Source organism: Trinickia symbiotica, assembly GCF_003028655.1.
Taxonomy (GTDB): domain Bacteria; phylum Pseudomonadota; class Gammaproteobacteria; order Burkholderiales; family Burkholderiaceae; genus Trinickia; species Trinickia symbiotica_A.
The window spans coordinates 112,255-131,836 of the sequence record NZ_PYUC01000011.1; the positions used below are offsets into that span (position 1 = coordinate 112,255).

At 63.8% G+C, this 19,582-nt stretch carries 21 protein-coding genes; 4 read left to right on the plus strand and 17 right to left on the minus strand.

Translation table 11 applies throughout. The annotated features are described in order from the left end of the window. Position 1 precedes the first annotated feature (1 nt). From C9I57_RS21800 to C9I57_RS21820, 5 genes are all read right to left on the minus strand, one after another. The gene (locus C9I57_RS21800) at positions 2 to 703 is read right to left on the minus strand and encodes an ABC transporter ATP-binding protein (RefSeq protein ID WP_107152703.1); all 702 of its coding nucleotides are present in this window, start codon (positions 701 to 703) and stop codon (positions 2 to 4) included. Continuing rightward, positions 700 to 1,467, minus strand: coding sequence for an ABC transporter ATP-binding protein (locus tag C9I57_RS21805; protein ID WP_107152704.1), 768 nt, complete (start codon positions 1,465 to 1,467; stop codon positions 700 to 702). Before C9I57_RS21805 ends, C9I57_RS21800 begins: the two co-directional genes overlap by 4 nt. Then, positions 1,464 to 2,498: a branched-chain amino acid ABC transporter permease gene (locus tag C9I57_RS21810; protein WP_107152705.1), complete on the minus strand. Its 1,035-nt coding sequence runs from the start codon at positions 2,496 to 2,498 to the stop codon at positions 1,464 to 1,466. The genes C9I57_RS21805 and C9I57_RS21810 overlap by 4 nt, the downstream gene beginning before the upstream one ends. After that, a complete protein-coding gene (locus C9I57_RS21815) occupies positions 2,495 to 3,355 on the minus strand; it encodes a branched-chain amino acid ABC transporter permease (RefSeq protein WP_107152805.1) in 861 nt (286 codons plus the stop codon). Before C9I57_RS21815 ends, C9I57_RS21810 begins: the two co-directional genes overlap by 4 nt. Positions 3,356 to 3,425: 70 nt before the next feature. After that, positions 3,426 to 4,634, minus strand: coding sequence for an ABC transporter substrate-binding protein (locus C9I57_RS21820; protein WP_107152706.1), 1,209 nt, complete (start codon positions 4,632 to 4,634; stop codon positions 3,426 to 3,428). 223 nt (positions 4,635 to 4,857) lie between these two features. Here C9I57_RS21820 and C9I57_RS21825 point away from each other — a divergent pair, with 223 nt between their 5' ends. From C9I57_RS21825 to C9I57_RS21835, 3 genes are all read left to right on the plus strand, one after another. Continuing rightward, complete coding sequence (locus tag C9I57_RS21825; RefSeq protein ID WP_107152707.1) at positions 4,858 to 5,712, plus strand: FadR/GntR family transcriptional regulator; 855 nt, start codon at positions 4,858 to 4,860, stop codon at positions 5,710 to 5,712. A 275-nt stretch (positions 5,713 to 5,987) separates the two neighbouring features. Continuing rightward, a complete protein-coding gene (locus C9I57_RS32830) occupies positions 5,988 to 6,731 on the plus strand; it encodes a hypothetical protein (RefSeq protein ID WP_181321913.1) in 744 nt (247 codons plus the stop codon). Positions 6,732 to 6,886: 155 nt separating this feature from the next. Then, complete coding sequence (locus tag C9I57_RS21835) at positions 6,887 to 7,321, plus strand: helix-turn-helix domain-containing protein (RefSeq protein WP_107152708.1); 435 nt, start codon at positions 6,887 to 6,889, stop codon at positions 7,319 to 7,321. A gap of 25 nt (positions 7,322 to 7,346) precedes the next feature. Here C9I57_RS21835 and C9I57_RS21840 read toward each other — a convergent pair whose 3' ends face one another. From C9I57_RS21840 to C9I57_RS21865, 6 genes are all read right to left on the minus strand, one after another. Further along, on the minus strand, positions 7,347 to 7,820 hold the full coding sequence (locus tag C9I57_RS21840) for a hypothetical protein (protein WP_107152709.1): 474 nt from the start codon (positions 7,818 to 7,820) through the stop codon (positions 7,347 to 7,349). Positions 7,821 to 8,040: 220 nt separating this feature from the next. Beyond that, positions 8,041 to 8,319 carry a gamma-butyrobetaine hydroxylase-like domain-containing protein gene (locus C9I57_RS21845; RefSeq protein WP_107152710.1) on the minus strand — a complete coding sequence of 93 codons (279 nt, stop codon included), beginning with the start codon at positions 8,317 to 8,319 and terminating at the stop codon, positions 8,041 to 8,043. After that, positions 8,316 to 9,308 carry a HEAT repeat domain-containing protein gene (locus tag C9I57_RS21850; RefSeq protein WP_107152711.1) on the minus strand — a complete coding sequence of 331 codons (993 nt, stop codon included), beginning with the start codon at positions 9,306 to 9,308 and terminating at the stop codon, positions 8,316 to 8,318. Before C9I57_RS21850 ends, C9I57_RS21845 begins: the two co-directional genes overlap by 4 nt. Positions 9,309 to 9,360: 52 nt before the next feature. After that, a complete protein-coding gene (locus tag C9I57_RS21855) occupies positions 9,361 to 9,606 on the minus strand; it encodes a 4Fe-4S dicluster domain-containing protein (protein ID WP_107152712.1) in 246 nt (81 codons plus the stop codon). A 10-nt stretch (positions 9,607 to 9,616) separates the two neighbouring features. Beyond that, positions 9,617 to 11,362, minus strand: coding sequence for a fumarate reductase/succinate dehydrogenase flavoprotein subunit (locus C9I57_RS21860; RefSeq protein WP_107152713.1), 1,746 nt, complete (start codon positions 11,360 to 11,362; stop codon positions 9,617 to 9,619). Next, on the minus strand, positions 11,359 to 12,135 hold the full coding sequence (locus C9I57_RS21865) for a GntR family transcriptional regulator (protein WP_107152714.1): 777 nt from the start codon (positions 12,133 to 12,135) through the stop codon (positions 11,359 to 11,361). The genes C9I57_RS21860 and C9I57_RS21865 overlap by 4 nt, the downstream gene beginning before the upstream one ends. A 312-nt stretch (positions 12,136 to 12,447) precedes the next feature. On the opposite strand from C9I57_RS21865, the gene C9I57_RS21870 reads away from it, so the two are divergent. Next, positions 12,448 to 13,152: a YceH family protein gene (locus C9I57_RS21870; protein ID WP_107152715.1), complete on the plus strand. Its 705-nt coding sequence runs from the start codon at positions 12,448 to 12,450 to the stop codon at positions 13,150 to 13,152. A gap of 41 nt (positions 13,153 to 13,193) precedes the next feature. Here C9I57_RS21870 and C9I57_RS21875 read toward each other — a convergent pair whose 3' ends face one another. The 6 genes from C9I57_RS21875 to C9I57_RS21900 form a co-directional block, all read right to left on the minus strand. Continuing rightward, entirely contained in the window at positions 13,194 to 13,544 is a 351-nt protein-coding gene (locus tag C9I57_RS21875; protein WP_258187773.1) for a hypothetical protein, read from the minus strand. Positions 13,545 to 13,559: 15 nt separating this feature from the next. Beyond that, positions 13,560 to 15,308: a methyl-accepting chemotaxis protein gene (locus C9I57_RS21880; RefSeq protein ID WP_258187774.1), complete on the minus strand. Its 1,749-nt coding sequence runs from the start codon at positions 15,306 to 15,308 to the stop codon at positions 13,560 to 13,562. Between the two features lie 305 nt (positions 15,309 to 15,613). Then, positions 15,614 to 17,185, minus strand: coding sequence for a class I adenylate-forming enzyme family protein (locus C9I57_RS21885; RefSeq protein ID WP_107152717.1), 1,572 nt, complete (start codon positions 17,183 to 17,185; stop codon positions 15,614 to 15,616). A 20-nt stretch (positions 17,186 to 17,205) separates the two neighbouring features. Next, positions 17,206 to 17,967 carry a VOC family protein gene (locus C9I57_RS21890; protein ID WP_107152718.1) on the minus strand — a complete coding sequence of 254 codons (762 nt, stop codon included), beginning with the start codon at positions 17,965 to 17,967 and terminating at the stop codon, positions 17,206 to 17,208. Beyond that, a complete protein-coding gene (locus tag C9I57_RS21895) occupies positions 17,964 to 18,422 on the minus strand; it encodes a PaaI family thioesterase (protein WP_107152719.1) in 459 nt (152 codons plus the stop codon). Before C9I57_RS21895 ends, C9I57_RS21890 begins: the two co-directional genes overlap by 4 nt. 62 nt (positions 18,423 to 18,484) lie before the next feature. After that, complete coding sequence (locus tag C9I57_RS21900; protein WP_181321917.1) at positions 18,485 to 19,489, minus strand: zinc-binding dehydrogenase; 1,005 nt, start codon at positions 19,487 to 19,489, stop codon at positions 18,485 to 18,487. Positions 19,490 to 19,582 lie beyond the last annotated feature (93 nt).

The following is a 19,582-nucleotide window of genomic DNA, read 5'->3' on the forward strand; positions in this document are numbered from 1 at the left end:
CCTACGCGACGCCGACGCCCAGGTAACGGTCCTTCACCTCGTGATCGGCGGCGAACGCCGCGTTGCTGCCTTCGTAGACGATCGCGCCCTGTTCGATCACGAAGTGGCGATCCGCGAGCTGCGTACATACTTCCAAGTTCTGTTCGACGAGCAGGATTGCGACGCCAGCCGCCTTGATCCGCTTCAGCTGCTCGACGATCTCCTCGACGATCACGGGTGCGAGCCCCTCGACCGGCTCGTCGAGCATCAGCAGCCGCGGGTGGTTCATCAGCGCCCGGCCGATCGCGAGCATCTGCTGCTCGCCGCCCGACAGCTGCGCGCCGCCGTTGCGGCAGCGCTCCTTCAGGCGCGGAAAGATCCGGTAGATGTCGTCGAGCTGCCACGGCGAATCGCGGCGCGCGCCGAGCCGCAGGTTTTCCTCGACCGACAGCAGCCGGAAAATCCCGCGATGCTCGGGCACGAAGCACAGGCCGCGCGCGGCGATCCGGTGCGCGGGCAGCCCCGACACCGGCCGGCCACCGAACGTCACCGTGCCGCCGGTCGGCGCGACGACGCCCGCGATCGTCTTGAGGGTCGTCGACTTGCCCGCGCCGTTGCGGCCGAGCAGCGTCACCGTCTCGCCTTCGCTCACGTTCAGCGAAATGCCCTGCAGTACGTGGCTCTTGCCGTAACAGGCATGCACATCGTTCACGTCGAGCATCATGCGCGGCCTCCGGTGATCATGTTGCCGAGATACGCGCTGCGCACGCGTTCGTCGCCGCGGATCGCGTCGGGCTTGCCTTCCACCAGCACGCGGCCCTGCTGCATCACCGTGATCGTGTCCGAGATATCCATCACGATTCCCATGTTGTGTTCGATGAGGACGACCGTGTAGTTGTCGCGCAGGCCGCGGATCAGCGCCTTCATGTCGTCGAGATCGTCGATTCCCATGCCGGACGTCGGCTCATCGAGAAAGATCGCACGCGGCCGCGCCGCAAGCGCCATCCCGACTTCGAGCCGGCGCTGCTGGCCGTGTGACAGCACGCCGGCCGCCGTGTCGGCGAAGCGCTGCAGGCCGAGGCGCTCGAGCACGTCGTCGACGATGCGCTCTTGCGCGAGCACGCCGCGCGGCGGCGACCACGGATTCAGCGCGCGCCGCGATTCGACGCCCTGTGCGGCAACGCGCAGGTTCTCGCGCACGCGCAGGTTCGGAAACAGGCTCGTCACCTGGAATGAACGCGCGATGCCGCGCCGCACGCGCTTGTGATCGGGTTCGTGCGAGACGTCATGACCGTCGAACAGGATCGAGCCCGACGTAATCGGCAGTGTGCCCGTCAGCGTATGGAACAGCGTCGTCTTGCCCGCCCCGTTCGGGCCGATCACTGAATGCACGGTGTGCGGCATGATCCGCAGGTCGACGCCGCCCAGCGCCGTGAACTTGCCGTAGCGCTTGACGACGCCGCTCGCTTCGAGAATCGCTTCGCTCATTGCTGCTCCTTGATCGTGGCCGCAGTGCGATCGGAGCGCCGCAGCGATGCCACGACGCGTTCGCCGAGTCCCCACAACCCGCGCTGCGCAAACAAGCTGACCGCGATCAGCACGAGGCCGAGCAGCAGCAGCCAGCGCGGCCACAGCGTCGACAGCCAGTCCGCGAACAGCACGTAGAACGCGGCGCCGAGCACCGACGCGAACAGGTTGCCCGTGCCGCCGATCACCGTCATCACGAGGATCATCTCGCTCGTGTGATAGTCGATGTTCGACAGCGGCGCGATGCCCGTCATCAACGCGTGCAGCGCACCCGCGAGGCCCGTGACCGCGCCCGAGATGACGAACGCCGCGAGCTTGAAGCGCTTCACGTCGTAGCCGGCCGCCGCCGCGCGCGCCTCGTTGTCGCGAATCGCGAGCAGCGTACGGCCGAATACCGAGCGCGAGACACGCAACAGCAGCCAGAACACCGCGACGAAAAGCACCGCGACGAAGACGTAGTAGCGCCACGGCGAATCGAGCGGGACGAGCGGATGCCCGAATAGGGACAGCGCGGGACGCGGGATGTCGAGCAGTCCGTTGTCGCCGCCCGTGATGTTCGGTGCCGTATAGGCGAGAAAGTAGAACAGCTGCCCGAATGCAAGCGTCAGCATCACGAAATAGGTGCCGCGCTGCCGGATCGAGAACCAGCCGACGAGCGCGGCCGCGACGGCACCGAGCACGGCGGCCGCGGCGAGCGCGGCCATCGCAGACTGGACGCCGTGCGTCAGCACTAGCCCCGCCGTATAACTGCCGAGCCCGAAGAAGATGCCCTGCCCGAACGACAGCAGCCCCGTATACCCGAGCAGCAGGTTGCTGCCGAGCGCTGCGAGCGCGAACACCAGCACTTCGGTCGCGAGCGAGCCCGAGCTCAGCACAACTGGCAGCACGCACGCGACGGCCACCGCGAGCCAGCCTTCCGGCGCGCCGCGCCACCGCTGCAGGCGTTGAGAGGCCGCCGCCCCCGACCGCAGCGGTTTCGACGATTCGATCATGCGGCCCTCCCCAGCAACCCGTTCGGACGCAACAGCAGCACGGCCGCCATCGCGACATAGATCATCAACCGCGCACCTTCCGGCCACAGCGTGCTCATCAGGCTCTGCACGATGCCAACCAGCAGCCCGCCGACGAGCGCGCCGAGAAAATTCCCCATCCCGCCGATCACGACCACGACGAATGCGACGCCGAGCGCCTCGATGCCCATGAACGGATCGACGCCGCGGATCGGTGCGGCGAGCACGCCCGCGAGCGCGGCCGTCGCCGCGCCGAGCGCGAACACGAGGCTGAACACGCGCGTCACGTTGATGCCGAGCAGCGAGACCATCTCCGTCGATTCGCTGCCCGCGCGTACCGTACTGCCGAGCCGCGTGCCTTCCAGCACCCACCAGAGCAATGCAGCGAGCACGGCCGTGAACGCGATCACGAACAGCCGGTATTTCGGGTAGACGAAGCCGCCCCAGATCACGACGCCGTTCAGCGCGTCGGGCGGCGGCACGTTGTCGCCGAGCGGGCCCCATGCGAGGATCGCGCACTCCTGCAACACGAGCGCGAGCCCGACCGTCGCCAGGATGTGGAATTCATGCTGCTGCGCGTACACATGCCGCAGCACGAGCTTCTCGATACCCCACGCGAATGCGCCGACCACGAGCGGCACGATCGCGAGCGCGACCCAGAAGTTGGCCGACCATTGCAGCGCCTGGTAGCAGAGATAAGCGCCGAGCAGGTAGAACGCGCCGTGAGCGAAATTCACGAAGCGCAGCAGGCCGAACACGATCGACAGGCCGACGGCGAGTAGAAAATACAGCATGCCCACGCCGATGCCGTTGACGATCTGCAGCAAATAGACGTTCATGGCTTCCCTGTCGGAAAGGAATGTAACGGACGTCCGCGGCGCGCCGCGCGCCGCGAACGCATACACAGGCTCACGCGAGCTTGCAGCCCGACTTGTCGAGCGGCAGGAAGGACTGACCCGAGCTGACGATATCGGCATAGTCGTCGGCGTTCTTCATCCGGCCCTTCGGCTTGCCTTTCAGCATGTAATAGTTCTTCAGCACCTGGTGATCGCCCTCGCGGATTTCCTCCGGGCCCGTGAGGCCGTCGTACTTCATGCCTTCCATCGCCGCGACGACCTTCTTCGGATCGGCGCTGCCGGCCTTCACCATCGCGTCGATCAGGATCTTCGAGCAGATGTACGAACCCGCGAGGCTGTAGTTTGGATTCGCCTTGAACGCGGCGTTCGCGCGCTTCACGAGGTCGCGGTTCAACGGCGAATCGATGCCGTGCCAGTACTGCGCGCCGAAATACACGCCGTCGCAGATGTCGGGCCCGAGCGCCTCGAACTGTTCGAGGCCCGATGCCCACGCGAGCAGGATCGTGCAGTTGCGCTTCATCCCGAAGCTCACAGCCTGGCGCAGCGTGTCCGACGATTGCGAGCCGAAGTTCAAGATCAGGAGCACGTCCGGCTGCGCGGCCGCCGCATTCGTCAGGTAGCCGCTGAACTCCTTCTCGGCGAGCGAGTGATAGCTGTTGCCGACGTGCTCGATGCCCTTCTCGCTGAAGATCGCCTTGGCGGCCGACAGCAGGCCGTCGCCGAACACGTATTGCGGCGTGATCGTGTACCACCGCTTCGCCTTCGGCACCATCTGGATCAACGGGCGCACCGTCTGTTCGATCGCGCCGAAGGTCGGCACGGACCAGCGGAACGTCGCGGCGTTGCAATCCCTGCCGGTGATCTCGTCCGCACCGGCGGTCGTGATGAACACGCCGTCCGCCTTCTGGATTTCCTTGCCCATCGCAAGCGATTCGGACGACAGGATGCCGCCCGCGAAGAAGCGCACGCCCTTCTGTTGCGCGATTTCCTGCACGCGCCGCACGGCGGTCGCAGGCTTGCCCTCGGTGTCGAGCGTTGTATACGCGAGCGGCGCGCCAAGCACCTTGCCGTATTGCCTGACGGCGAGCTGCATGCCGAGGTCGGCATACTTGCCGTTGGCGGCGAACGGCCCGGACATCGGCACGGGGCAAGCAAGCTCGATGGGCGAGCCCTGTGCGAATGCGACACGGGACGACATGCTGCCGAGCGCACCCGGCACGGCCGACAAGGCGGCCAGTTTCAACAGTTCTCGGCGATTCAAGTTGACGCTCCTCTAAAGTGGGACACACGCGATACCACCGACTGCCAAACCGTGCCCACGCCCTGCAGGATGCGCGCCGCCGGTTGATCCTATTTATCACTATAAATAGAATGAACCTGATGCTAGAGTTGATCAAAAACGGTGTCAATCAGGCAAAATTCGGTACCCGCGCCGGGATCGTCGACGATGACGCGGGGCGCCGTCAGACAAAGGAGTCTTGAAGATGGTCATGGACCGAGCCAGGGCCGGCCTCGCGGTCGAAATCAAGCAGCCGAAGCGGGCCGACCTCGTGGCCGAGGAGATCAAGCGGCTGATCACCGAGAAGGACCTTAAGCCGGGCGACCGCCTGCCGCGCGAGGCCGAGCTGCAGCAGCTCTATGCGGTGAGCAAGAGCACGGTCCGCGAAGCGCTGAAGTCGCTCGAGGTGCAGGGGCTCATCAAGGTCACGACAGGGCCGTCCGGCGGCGGGATGGTCGTCGAGGTGCCGCTCGATCGCACGCTGCAGCTCCTGCAGAACTACCTGTTCTTCAAGGACGTGACGATCGATGACATCTACACGGTGCGCAAGCTGCTCGAACCCGAGCTGGCGGCCGGCGCCGTGCCGCACCTCACCGAGCGCGACTTCGCGGCGCTGGAGGCGAACATCGCGTGCTGCGACGGCGCATCGGGCGTGCGCGACCGCGGCCACATGCTGCGCCAGCGCCAGGAGGACACGACATTCCACGACATCCTCGCGGCCGCGAACCCCAACCCGTTCCTGCGGTTCAGCTGTGAGCTGATCAATGAGATGATTCGGCAGCTGATCGAGTTCAGGAACGATACGCCGCTCGTGGAGCACAAGCGCTTTGGCGAAGCGAACGTGTCGATCCACAAGGCGATCCTGCAGGCCGCGCGCGAACGCGATGCTGAGCGCGTACGTGCGCTGATGGTCGAGCACATGACCGAGGCGCCCAAGCATGTGAAACGGATGAAGGGAAAACTGCGCGGGCGGCTGATTCTCGATTCGGAGATCCGTAAGCGCGCGCGAGTGGGAATGGCGCCTATCGAGGCAGATGCGGCAGCGGCTGGGGAAGATTGACAGTGGGTGAGCTCTCCCTCCAGTCGGATCCTTCAGCGTCGCAATCGCATTGGCGTAGATCGCATGTCGGTGGCGATTGTGGTTTTCGCCACGAAACCCGGGCCGCAGCACCCATTATTGGTAAATAGGGTCGATAGACAAAAACAACCGATTGCAGTGGCAGGACGATGGCACAATCCGCCTCGATGACTCGCGAGTCGTTGGAGCGAGAGCGTGAGGCGTTGACGGGGAACGCCGAAAAGCCGGTAACACGTCGAATATAAAACCTAGAAGCCATGATGCGATTGTCTTTAGTTATCGTTTGCGGCGCCCTTGCCGGCTGCGCTTCCATCGTCGGCGGCACGCGCCAGATAGTTTCCGTGGAAACGAAAAAAGACGACGTGCCTGTATCCGGCGCGACATGCAAGCTCACCAACAGCAAAGGCACGTATTACGTCACGACGCCGGGCACCGTGACGATTCATCGCGCTTATGGAAATCTCAACGTACGGTGCGACAAAGCGGAAATGGATGCCGGCTTTGCAACAGTGAAATCGTCGACCAAGCCCATGGCATTCGGCAATGTTCTGTTCGGCGGCGCAGTCGGCGTTGTTGTCGACACGTCTTCAGGCGCTGCCTACGACTATCCGGATCTGATCCTGGTGCGCATGGGCACCAACTCCGTTGTCAGCATTCCCGGAGCAGGAGGAACGGGGCACGCCCAGGCGTCTTTGCCGGCCGCGACCGGTTACGCGGACGCCAATAACGTCGACGCCGTGCCCTACGAGCGCGCGCGGAAGGACTACGCCGCTTACCTCGAACGCAAACCACCGAAGGCATTTGTGATCGCGGACGGCGGACACCATACATACTGGTCGAACAACAAGGATGCCATCGAAAAGGCCATGGCTATGTGCGGCAAGAAAGGCTTCACCCACTGCCAGCTCTATGCGTATGACGATGTCGTCGTTTGGCCTCGGAACGCGGTGATCAAGCCCGACGAAACTTCGCAGAATCGGGCTACCGCTGCGGCGCAGTGATCGGCAAGGCGATAGCGCGTCAGTCACGGATCCGCCGGCCAGCCGGCGCATAGGGCCCGCACGCCAAGCAAAGTACCGTGCGTGGGTGAGCGATCGTCTGTAGAGAAACACCGCACCTCTTGCTTCTTCGCCAGCAACCCATAATAATTATGGGTATGTACCACTACACAGAAACAGGGTTGCAGAACGTGTGGCTGGCCAACGGCTATCACGTTCGGAAAACGGCGTATGGCAAAGCCGTATCCATCGAAGATGCGGACGGCCTTCATCGCGCCATCGGCCGCGCGCTTGCGCGCAAGAGCTATCTCACAGGCGCCGAATTCCGCTTCCTGCGTAAGGAACTCGATCTCTCGCAGCATCGCGCGGCGGACCTGCTAGGCACTTCGGAGCAAACCGTAGCGCTTTGGGAGAAACGAGGGAAGATTCCCAAAACCGCCGACAGGATGTTCCGCGCCATCTACCTCGAGACAGTCGATGGCAACGTGAAGCTGCAGGAATTGATCGAGCGCATCTCGAATCTCGATCGACATGTCGACGAAAAAATGATCTTCCAGGATACGGAGGAAGGCTGGCTGCCGCAGGCCGCTTAAGCGCCTGGCGGCCGTGCCGCCGTCATCAACCGAGTGGCGTCCATGGCCATCCGGTTTTTTCAAGCGGTGAACGCTCTTGCACGGGCGCTGCGGTTGATGGCCCCGCTGTTTTAGTATCCGACGTAGCGTTATCGGGAAGCTCCACCCCGAACCAAATAACCTTTTGCCGCATATAGCCGACATACGCGTCCCAACCGTCCGCGCCGCCATCGAAGAGTTCGCGCCGGACAGGCAAAGCCAGCGCCGCATGATCGAGCTCCGCTTCGAGCAGCGCCCGCGGCCAATGCCCATATGCGCTCGCCACGCGTTGCGAAAAATCCTTGGCAAGCACGCGAGTCGCCACGTTGCGCAAGAACGGAAAGGCCTGCAACGAGGAGTCGCTCAAAGCGAGTCGCGAAACGGGCACGTCGGGTCGGTCAATCTTCGCGACGCCGCTCGCTGCCTCGAGCACATCGCCAAGATGTAGAAGAAGTTCGCGCCGGTCGAATCGATCATCCACGGTAAGCCTCACTGGTGCATGGCTGGTAGCGCAGGATTCGACAAATCCGAGATCATGAGCGCCATATCGCGCCGACTCGCTACCCGCTCGATCAGGAGGTGAAAGTTTACCGGCTATCGGCCGATCCAGCGACCCAGTAGACAACTGACATGAACTATGCATGCGGCGCGAACGGCTCCCGCGCTACGGCTACGCAGTGCCATGCGCACTACGATTCACTTCACGCAAGTTGTGCAAGATAGGTCCACGGATAAATGCCGCGCGCGTGGCCATCGCTGAACACGATCTGCATGCCGTAGCCCATCGATTGCAAATCGGTCACCGTGAGACCTTGTGCCGCGCGCACCACATCGCCGCCAAGGCGGAGCCGGCGGCATTCGGCGCAAGGACACGCCTCGCGAAGCTGTGCATGGCCGATCGTTAGTTCGTTGCCGTCCGGCCAGCGCAGCGTGAGCACGCGTGCGCCTCGGTCTAATCGGACTTCGGAGGGCCACTTCATCGGCCGGCATTTTCGATCTGTTGAATTGCGATCCGCGCCGCTTTGCGCACATCGGGATCCGAGTCGTCGAGCGCGTCGTGCAATGCAGCCAGAGCCGCGCGATCCCGCAATTCCCCGAGCGCGAGCGCCGCTTCCTTGCGCAGATTGCTGATCGTATGGGTCAACAATGCCTGCAAGGGCTGGACCGCCATGGCATCGCGAAGTTGGCCCAGCGCACGCGTCGCACGCACACGGACCTGCCAATACGCATCGTCGAGCGCCGCAATGAGCGCATCGCGTGCAATCGGGGCGCGCAATTTGCCGAGCGTGGTCGCCGCTTCCTCCCGCACTTGCCATGCGTCATCGACGAGCGCATCGAGAAGCGCCGCAACGACGAACCCGTCCGCGGGCGCCGCAAAACCAAGCGCGCCGACCGCGGCGCGGCGTACGCCGGCGTCAGCGTCGGCCGTCGCCTTGCGTGCCAGCATCGACAACGCGCGCGCATCCTTGAGCCATCCCAGCACAGCGACGGCCTCCAGCCTGACCGTTGCGGCCTCGTCGGCAAGCGCACGCTGCGCCAGCGCGAAGCTGTCCGCGAACCGCAATTCACGCAGACCACGCAATACAGCCGTCCGTACAAACGGTTCCGGCCGGTCGGCCCATCCGACGAGGACAGGTGCGGACGCCGGATCTTTGAGCTCGGAAAGGGTTTGCGCCGCCGCCTCGCGAACGTCGGCATCGGCATCGAGCAACGCCTCGCATAGTGCGGCGATCACGTCGCCCTCCTCCCACGACGCCAGCACGCGCGCCGCCTCGCTGCGCACTTCGGGGGCGTCGTCGTTGCGCAATACGGTGACGAGCGCGGGCAGCAGATCCGCGTCCTCGAGATCGGCAATATCGAGGACCGCAATGCGACGCACGGTAGCGTCCGCATCGGTAAGACGCGCAATGGGCGCAGCCGCTCGAGCGGGCAACGCATCGGCATTCGCGGCAGTGACAGGTGGAGCCATAGCGTATCGATTCCGGTTGAAGAGGGACCGCCGCGCGCGGCCGCTCGCGTCGTTAGCGCAACAGGTACGGAATCTCGACTTTCACGGCACCGGTCGGGCAGTCGCGCTCGCACGGCATGCAGTACCAGCATTCGTCGAACCGCATATAGGCCTTGCCCTTCGTCATGTCGATCGCAAGCAGATCGAGCGGGCATACGTCGACGCAGACGGTACAGCCCTTCTCGGCAATGCAGAGATCCTCGTCTATCGTCACCGGGGCGCTCGTGCGCTGAAAGATTTCGTGCGGAGTGTGGGACATGTCGCGTTCCTCAATGGGCCACGGCCTCGGCACCCGCGGCCGGCTCACGAATCCGCAGCAACTCGTACGCGCTTCGCTCTTCGTCGGCAAGCGAAACGATGTACGGTTCAACCTCGCGCTTCGTGCTCGCCATCCGGCCGTCCGTATCCTTGTAGAGATGCGTATGACAGAACCACTCGGCGTCGTTTCGATGCGGAAAATCGACGCGATGGTGGTACAAGCCCCAGCGGCTCTCGGTCCGAAAGAGCGAGGCGCGAGCGGCCATCTCCGCGCAATCGCGAATCGCGCGCACTTCCGCCGCCCGCATGAGCTCATGCGCGTTATTCGCCTTGATCGATTCGATGTCCTCGGCGATCTCGTCGAATCGCTGCAGCGCGATCTCCATCTTGCGCGTCACCTTCGGCGGCTGGAGATAGTCGTTTACCATCCGACGCAGCTTGTACTCGACCTGCATCGGCGCAAGACCGCTCTCACGCTCGAGGGGGCCATAGATGCGCGCTCGTTCCGCCGCAACCTGCTCCTCGTCTATCGGCGTATGCGCACGGCCTTCGACATCGCGAGCAGCGTTTTCTCCCGCGAACCATCCGTAAGTGAACGCGCCGAGCATATAGTTGTGCGGGACCGCCGCCATGTCGCCGGCCGCGTACAGCCCAGGCACCGTCGTCTCCGCTCGCGCGTTGACGTAGACGCCCGACGCGCTGTGTCCGCTGCAAAAGCCGATCTCGGAGATATGCATCTCGACCATCTGATGCCGGTAGTCGGTTCCGCGATGCGCATGAAAACGTCCGCGGCTCGGCCGCTCATTCGTATGCAGGATCTGCTCGATCGTCTGAATCGTCTCCTCGGCAAGGTGGTCGAGCTTCAGGAACACGGGGCCGTTGCCGCTCTGCAATTCCTGATAGAACTCCCACATCATCTGTCCGCTCCAGTAATCGCATTCGATGAAGCGCTCGCCCTTGCCGTTGGCCGTGAAACCGCCGAGCGGGCCGGTGACATAGGCGCAGGCAGGGCCGTTGTAGTCCTTGATGAGTGGGTTGATCTGAAAGCATTCGAGATTGGCGAGCGCGGCGCCCGCGTGATACGCCATCGCGTAGCCGTCGCCCGCGTTCGTCGGGTTCTCGTAGGTGCCCATCAGATAGCCCGAGGCCGGCAAGCCGAGCCGGCCCGCCGCGCCGCAACAGAGAATGACCGCCTTCGCGCGCACCACATAGAACTGCGCGGTTCGGCAATCGAAACCGAGCACGCTGTTCACCCGGCCTTCGCTGTCCGTCAGAAGCCGCGTTGCGACGATGCGATTGGTGATGTCGACGCGCGCACGCTTCAGCTGCCGATAGAGAATGCGTTTGATGTCGTGCCCCTCCGGCATCGGCAGCACGTACGACCCCATGTGATGCACCTTCTTGACGGCGTAATCGCCGGTGCCGTCCTTTTCGAATTTCACGCCCCAGCGGTCGAGCTGCTCGATCGTCGTAAAGCTGTGCTTCGCATAGGCGTAGACGGCCTCCTGGTCGACGATGCCGTCGTTCGCGATCGTGATCTCGCGCGTGTACTGCTCCGGGGTCGCGTGGCCGGGGATGACCGCGTTGTTGAGCCCGTCCATGCCCATCGAGATCGCGCCGCTGCGCTTGACGTTGGCCTTTTCGAGCAACAGCACGCGCAAGTTCTTATCGCTTTCCTTGGCCTTGACGGCCGCCATCGGTCCGGCGGTGCCGCCGCCCACCACCACGACGTCGTATTCGAGTACTTCGGTGTTCATCGCGCTTTCCTTGCGGGTTTGCGGCCGCTGTCCTTGTCACGGTCGATGCGCAATCGATACTGGAATGCGTCGCCGCGGAAATAGAGGTATTCGTAATCGATCGGTTTGCCGCTTGCGTCGTGCGTCAGGCGCTCGATGCGCAACACGGGGCTGCCCTCCTCGACGCGAAGTGCATCGACGATGTCCTCGTCCGCGAGGATCGCGTCGATCGATACGTCCGCGTGGCCGAGCGACACGCCGCAGTCGTTTTCGAGGATGAGGAAGATATCTCGCGTCGCAAGATCTGCGTTGGCGAGCCGCTTTCCGAGCGCCTCGGGCACCCATGTCAGCTCGAGCGAGACAGGCTCGCGGTTCAGCAGCCGCACGCGGTGGATTTGCGCAACCGGTGCGCCCTCCGGCAATGCGAGCCGCGCTGCGATATGGCGATCGGCCTTGATGATGCTGAAGCTGCGAAGCTGGTTGACGATTTCATAGCCCATCGACGACATGGCCTCCGCGAACCCTTGCAGCGACCGGATGTTCTGGAACGCCTTCGGCTTCGAGACGAACGTGCCCTTGCCATGCAGGCGAAAAACGAGGCCCTCCTTCTGCAAGTCCCCGAGCGCCTGCCGCACGGTGATGCGGCTCACGCCGAACATCGCGCAGAGTTCATGCTCGGACGGCATTCGACTATGGGACGGATACGTGCCGTCGAGGATGCGCGCGCGCAGCGTATCCTTGATCTGGACGTATAGCGGCTGCGGCACCAGCGGCACGAGGTTGCTTCCGGTCATGTTCCACTTGTAATGACAAGATGAGACCGGAGTGTAGACAGCGCCGCGCGTGCGGCAAACGAAGCATTTCTGCTATCGATTTTCCACTTTTGAGGAAAATCCCTCGTCGCGCCGGGGCGAGGCCGCATCGCAATGTCGATGAGAGAGCCGACCCGCCTGCGTGGATGCGCGCAGCGTATCGTTGCGCCGCCGTACCGTCGGTGTTGCGGTACGAGGACTCGCGCCGGATATCATAGGGCTCCGAGCGGAATTTCGCGGCCGCCCGACTCCTGTGCCACACGACGGAAACCAGCGACTCCTAAAGAGACTCCCATGAACTCCAGCGCAGACAGCTCTTCGCGCCCCGCAATACGTCATCTCACGCAGCTCGAGGCGCGTGTGGTAGGTGTCCTCTTCGAGAAGCAGTACACGGTGCCCGATACGTATCCGCTATCGCTCAACGCCTTGGTCTCCGGCTGCAATCAGAAAACGGCTCGTGCGCCGGTGATGAATGTCAGCGAGGCAGAGGTGCTGACCGCGATCGACGGCTTGAAGCGCCTGAGTCTGGTGCTGGAAGGCAGCAGCAGCCGCGTGCCGCGCTTCGAGCACAACATCAACCGCGTGCTCGGCATCCAAAGCCAAAGCGCCGCGTTGCTTGCGACGCTGGTACTGCGCGGCCCGCAGACGGCCGCGGAATTGCGGCTCAACAGCGCGCGTCTGCACAACTTCGCCGATATTTCATCGGTCGAGGCATTTCTCGACGAACTCGCCCATCGCGAGCCGCCGCTTACCGTCAAACTGCCGCGCGCACCGGGTGAACGGGAGAGTCGCTGGATGCATCTCCTCTGTGGTGAAGTCAGTGCAAGCGAAGCGCCTGAGCACGGCGGCAGCGAGGACGCCATCTCGCCAGCGGCGATCGAAGCACTGAAGGCCGAGCAAAAGGAGTTGATCGAGAAGGTGAACCGGCTGCAGGCGCTCGTCGAACGGATGGCCACCGAACTCGGAATTGATATCGACGACCTGATGCGTCGATCGTGAGCGCGGCGAGAAGGCGGCCGCGCCCGCACGGGCAACGAGCCCTATCGCCGCCGGACGCCCCTGCTCTCGAGCGCGCTGAGCAGGACGTTGGTTTGATCGAGCAACGTCGAATGGTAGACGCCCGGCAGCTCCATGTCGTCGGTGCGCGCCATTGCATCCTCGACGCCGCGTCGGAACGACCGGTCGATGTCCGCGCACTGCCCAGCCGTCAATTGCGGCAGCACCGCATCGACGAACTTGCAGAGCACGACCATGCGCGCGCCGATGCGCGACACCGCCTCGCCGTACCCTTCGACCATCTCGGCCCAGGATCCCACCATATCACCCATGTTTTGCGCTGCCGACGTATACGTCAATAGGGCCGCCACCGCTTGCCTGTCAATGTCGCTCATGAAATCGCGCATTCGTCAGAAAGTCTGCCAGTCGGCGCCTGCCGATTCGACGGCGGCCTGCGCCGAGACGGCCGGCGCGGCGTCCGCCGACTCGACCGCTGCGGGCTTCACCGGCTGCAGCGCCGGCCGCTTGAGCGGTGCGGACGGCCTCGCGGGCGCACGTGTCGCGGGGCGAGCGGAAACCTTGGCCGAGGTGAAGGCCGTCACGCTCGTGGCGATCCGGAAAGCCGAAACGGCGCGTCCGAGCTCGCTGCCCTGGTCTTCGAGCGACTGAGCGGCGGCGGCGGCTTCCTCGACGAGCGCGGCATTCTGCTGGGTCACCTGGTCCATCTGCGTGATGGCCTGATTGACCTGCTCGATGCCGCGGCTCTGCTCGTCCGACGCGGCGGCGATCTCGCCCATGATGTCCGTCACACGGCTGATGGCCAGCGTCACTTCCGACATCGTCCGCCCCGCTTCCTCGACCTCCGTCATGCCGCCGCGAATCTTGTCGATCGAGGCGCCGATGAGTTCCTTGATTTCCTTGGCCGCGGCCGACGAGCGCTGCGCGAGGCTGCGCACCTCGCTCGCGACGACGGCGAAGCCCCGGCCTTGCTCGCCGGCGCGCGCCGCTTCCACGGCAGCGTTCAACGCGAGAATGTTGGTCTGGAACGCGATGCCTTCGATGATGCCCGTAATGTCACCGATCTTGCTCGAGCTCTCGTTGATGTCGCTCATCGTTGCCACCACGCGGCCTACCGCGTCGTTGCCCTTGTCCGCGACTTCCGACGCATTGGCGGCGAGACCGCTCGCCTGACGCGCATTGTCCGCGTTCTGCTTCACCGTCGCCGTCAGCTCTTCCATGCTGGATGCCGTTTCCTCGAGGGACGCGGCCTGCTGCTCGGTGCGCGACGACAGGTCGGCGTTGCCGGCACGCACCTCGCCTGCCGCCACGTTGATCGAGTCGGTTGAAGTCTTGATGGAGGAAACGACCGAGACGAGTTTGTCCTGCATGCCGGCGAACGCACGCATCAACGAGCCGACTTCATCGGTGGTCCGCGAGATGATCGTGCGTGTGAGGTCGCCGCCCGCAATCGCCTCGGCAAGCGTTACGGCTTCGCGCAGCGGCCCCGCGATGAGCCGCGCGATCCATGTAGCAAAAACGAGCGCGAGCGCAATTGCCACCAAGGTACCGGCGATCAGCACAATCTGCGTTTTCGTCTGCAGCGACTTGACCTCGGCCTCGCGCACGGAAAGCAGGGAAGACTCATTGCCTGCCACTTCCGATAACGTCGCGCGCATCGCGTCCATTTGCGCCTTGCCCGTGTTCCCCTTGAACGACGCGATGAACTGGTCCATCGTCGTGCTGCCTGAGATCACGGTCTTGCGCTTGGTAAGCAGATCGTCCGCAAAGCTCGACGCCCATTGTGTCTCCTGATTCTCGAGCTTGCGCAGCCGCTCTTGTTGCTGCGCGTTGTCGCTCGTGAGATTCCGGATCGTGGCCAGGTGCTGCTTGAACGATTCGCTGCCGTTACGGTATGGCTCGAGCATCGCATCGTCACCGACGATCGCATAGCCGCGCAGACCCGTTTCCATGTTGATGAGACTCTCGGTCAACGCGCGCGTCTCGTCGATTACCTGATACGTGTGGACGTTCCATCGGTTCGCCTCCATCACCGACGAAAAGAACGAATAGAACGTAATGCCCAATATCACCAATATGGCAATGACGATCCCGAATGTAGCGTAAAGCTTCCGGGCAATGGAAAGGTTAGCGATGCTCATGCAATCTCCGAAACACAAGTGGCTTTCAAGCGGGCCATGCTCGATGCAAATCGCGCAGTGACGCAGCCGTATTACGACCTGCATTCGTACTACTTTACAGTTCCTTTCGACGCTTTCTAGCGTCCTTACCCAAGATTCAGGATATTCCTACAGCCGCTCGCGGATAAATGCGCCGAGAATCGTTGATTCTCGATTTCTTACCGATCCTTTTCACGCGAAGTGGAATAGGACGTCTATCGATATTTGATGTCGTCCTGAGGGAATTGGGACTTGGCGGCGAAACATCAGTCCCAACCCCGGGGCGGCTACGCGCCTTCGATGCGCCTCTCGTCTTGCAGGCGTTCGATCGCCGCCTTCTTCAAAGCGGCGCGATCGATCTTGTTCGTCGCGGCGAGCGCAAATCCGTCGACGAACCAGACGCGGCGTGGATGCTGATAGGCGGGAGCGTGCTCGAGCGCGAATCGTTTGACGTCGTCGGCGCTCAGTGCGGCGCCGGGCTTCAGCTTCACGAACGCGACCGGTTTTGTGCCCTTGATTTCGTCGACGACGGGCACGACACACGCCTGCTCGATAAGCGGATGGCGTTCCAACATTCGCTCGACGTCGCCGGGATAAATATTCTCGCCGCCCGAGACGAACATATCGTCGCGCCGGCCGATAAAGGTGTAGAAACCGTTCGCGTCACGCTGAAACACATCCCCGGTCCGATAATAGCCGTCGGACGTGAAAGGCAGCGGCAGGCCGGGCCGATTGTGATAGCCGTTCATGAGGCCCGGGCTGCGCAGCTGCAACTCGCCCTCGTCGGCTTCGGCACCTGTCTCGTCGACGAGACGAAGATCGACGAGCGGATGCGCGGTGCCGACCGACAGCGTCGGCGTCGGCAATCCCCGCAGGTGCGGGCCGAACACGACAGGACCGCCTTCGGTCGTGCCGTATGCGTTGATGATGCGTGCGTTGGGCAGCAGCTCATGGATCTGATCGAGCAACGCAGCGCTGACAGGCGCCGAGCCCATGCGAATGAAGCGCACCGACGACAAGTCGCTTTGTGCGAGCAATGCGCGCTCTTGCATCATCATCGCAATCATCGGCGGCACGGCCGTGAGCCATGTGCAACGCCATGCGTCGATCGCGCGAATGTAGTTGGCCGCGTTGAATTGCGGCAGCATCACCATCGTCGAGCGCGCGGCGAGCGCGAGGAACGCAAGCGCCAAGGCATTCATGTGAAAGAGCGGCGCCGCGATCAGCAGCCGCTCGCCGGCGAGCGGCTGCGATTGGAGGCGCGTCCGAACCACCCACCAATGACTCTCGTGCGAAAGCACGACGCCCTTGGGCCGGCCCGTCGATCCCGACGTATAGAGAATCAGCGCCGCCTCGCGCGGCTCGGGATCGATTGCTACGAAACGCGCGCCGTGTGCCTCCGTATCATCGCCACGGGTCGCGCCTGCAACGAACGCCGAAAAAGTCATTACGTTGGCGGGCGGCGGTTCGGACAACGTGGGATTGCCGCACGCATCGAACACGACGCCCGGCAGCGTGGCGGGCACGTGATCGACTCGCGCGGCATCGCAAAAGACGAGCCGCGCACCGCTGTCCGCGATCACCTCCTCGATGAGCGCCCGCGGAAAGCGGAAATTGATCGGCACCGCGACGAGGCCCGCACGCATGATGCCGAGCACGGCAGCGACGAAATGCGCCGAATTCGCGGCGAGGATCGCGATGCGATCCCCGCGCTCGTATTGGCCGGCCAAGGTCGCAGCCACGTCGTCGGCGATCGCGTCGAGCGCACCGAAGGTGTATCGAACAGGTTCCAGCGCGTCATCCAGTTCGATCAGCGCCACTGCATCGGCATGCGCGCCGTTCTCGCGGCCGATCAACATGCCGAGGTTGGCCGATGGGGTCACGGGATGAACTCCAGCAACATGTCGAAGCGCGGCAGCGCAACTACGCTGCGCATGCCGTCGATTTCGACGGGCTGTCCTGCCGTGAGCGCGCGCGTACCCGTCTCGCGCCATTGCGGCGTGCGGATGGTGATGGCGGCGAAGCGCGGCGATCGATCCTCGATCCGCGCGGCTGCCGCACCGAAACGCGCAACGAAGTCCGCGCGCGTCCAGAAGGCCAACGAAAACCCTGACGTCGGTTCGCCAAGGCGCTCATAAGCTTCGCGGTCCGCGCCGATCAGATGGAGCTGCGCGAGCGCATAGGCCCCGTTTGCATGACTCCTCCACTGCTCGCGGAACACGAGTTCGGGCGTCAAATGCTGGCAGAAGTAGACCCGGCCGGCCGGCAACTGTCCCGGTGCGAGACGCACCGTCGTAAAGCGCGCATCGCCGAACGGCTCCACCGGGCGGGAAAAGGTTTGCGGTGAACCAACATCGAAGCCCGCGCGGCCTAGCCACTCGAATGTCCGACGAGCGTCGTCGCTGCGAAACACCAGACCTTCGGGCCCGATCGGGCTCGCGACGATCTCCTCGCGAATCGTCTCACCATCCGCCGGCAGACCGACCAGCTCGAGATAGTGGTCGTCGAACACGATCGTATGGTTGACGGACCCGAGCGTGTGATAGCCGCGCGGTGTCACCGTGAAGCCGAGCTGCGCGAAGAGCGTCGCGGCCGCGTCGATATCGAAGCGCGCGTTGACGACGAGATGATCGAGCGTCACGCCTTGCTCGCCGCGGGCGGCGCCGAAGGCGTCGCGCTCGCGTATGTCCCGCGGCCGCTCGCGACGAGCTTACCGTCCGAGTCGTAGACATAGGCCTCGGCAGTCGAGACTTGTCCGCCGAAGCGAATAACCTTGCCGGTCACGCGCAAATCGCCCGGGAAGGCGGCGCGATGGTAATCGACACGCAGATCGATCGTCGGTACGCCGCGCCCCGTCTTCGAGACCAGCGCCCAATCCGCGGCGAGATCGACGAGCGCGGCAAGAATGCCGCCGTGCGTATAACGCTTCTCGGGGTTCACGACCCACTCGTCGCGCCATGTGGCCGCGAGCTCGATCTCGCCCTCGCCCACGGACAGCACCTTGAGCCCAAGCCAGTCGTGAAACGGCGCGCGCCGCAGACGCGCCTCGATTTCGCGCGCATCGGGCAGCGCTTTCGCATCCGCGTTTTCGGTCATCTTCGCTTCCTCGAATTGAATGGGAATGAGTCCGGATGAATCGGAATGGTTCGATGTTCGATTCAGGGATTGACGACGACCTTGCCGAGCACCTCGCGGTCGCGAATCAGACGCAAGCCTTCAGCGGCCTCGCCGAGCGAAAGCACGCGGTCTATCGACGGCTTCAGTTCGCCGCGCGCGATCTGCTCGACGAGCGCGCGCAAGTTGTCGTCGTAGAAGCTGTTCGAGCCGATCACCTTGAGCTCGAAGCTCCAGATGTAGCGCAGGTCTTCCTTCGGATCGTGGCCGGCCGTCGCGCCGCAGACGAGCAGCGTGCCGCCGCGCTTGAGGCACTTGAGCGACGGCACCCATGTTTCGCCGCCTGTGAAGTTCACGACGACATCGACGCCGCCCTCATAGTTACGCCGCTGCGGCTTGCCATAGTGCTCGATCGCCCACTTCGAGAAATCGGTCGTCCGATAGTTGACGACATGGTCGGCGCCGAGCGCCTTCAGTTGTGCTGCCTTCTCGTCGCTGCCGGCGCACGCAATCACCTCGGCGCCGAGCTGCTTCGCGAGCAACAGCGACGCCGTGCCGACGCCGCCGCTCGCGCCGAGGATCAACACACGATCGCCGGCCTTGACGGTGCGGTGCGTGACGAGCATGCGGTGCGCGGTGCCATAAGCGACCGGCAGCGCCGCCGCTTCGTTGAATCCGACCGCCTCGGGAAGCGCGATGAGCTGCGCCGCCGAGACGGCGCAATACTCGGCCATGCCGCCGTCGAGCATCTCGCCCATCAGCCCTTTTTCGCGATTGAGCGGGTTCACGAGCACGCGATCACCCGTCTTCCAGCCGTCGACACCGTCACCGACCTCGACGATCTCGCCCGCCATATCGAGCCCGATCACCACGGGCAGCGGTACTTTGATGCCGGGCATGCCCTTCACCGTGAAGACGTCGTGATAGTTGAACGACGACGCGCGCACGCGGATGACCACGCCATCGGCCGCGGCGCGCGGCACGGGCTTGTCGTTCACGACCGCGAGCTGATCAATGTCGCCGTGCGCACGCAGGACGAGCGCCTTCATCGTCGACGGGAGGGAGGATGCCATTTAGGACTCCGAATGATTATCGAATGGACTCATCTGAAGCAGGCGGCGCCTGATCGACTGCCGGCGCGT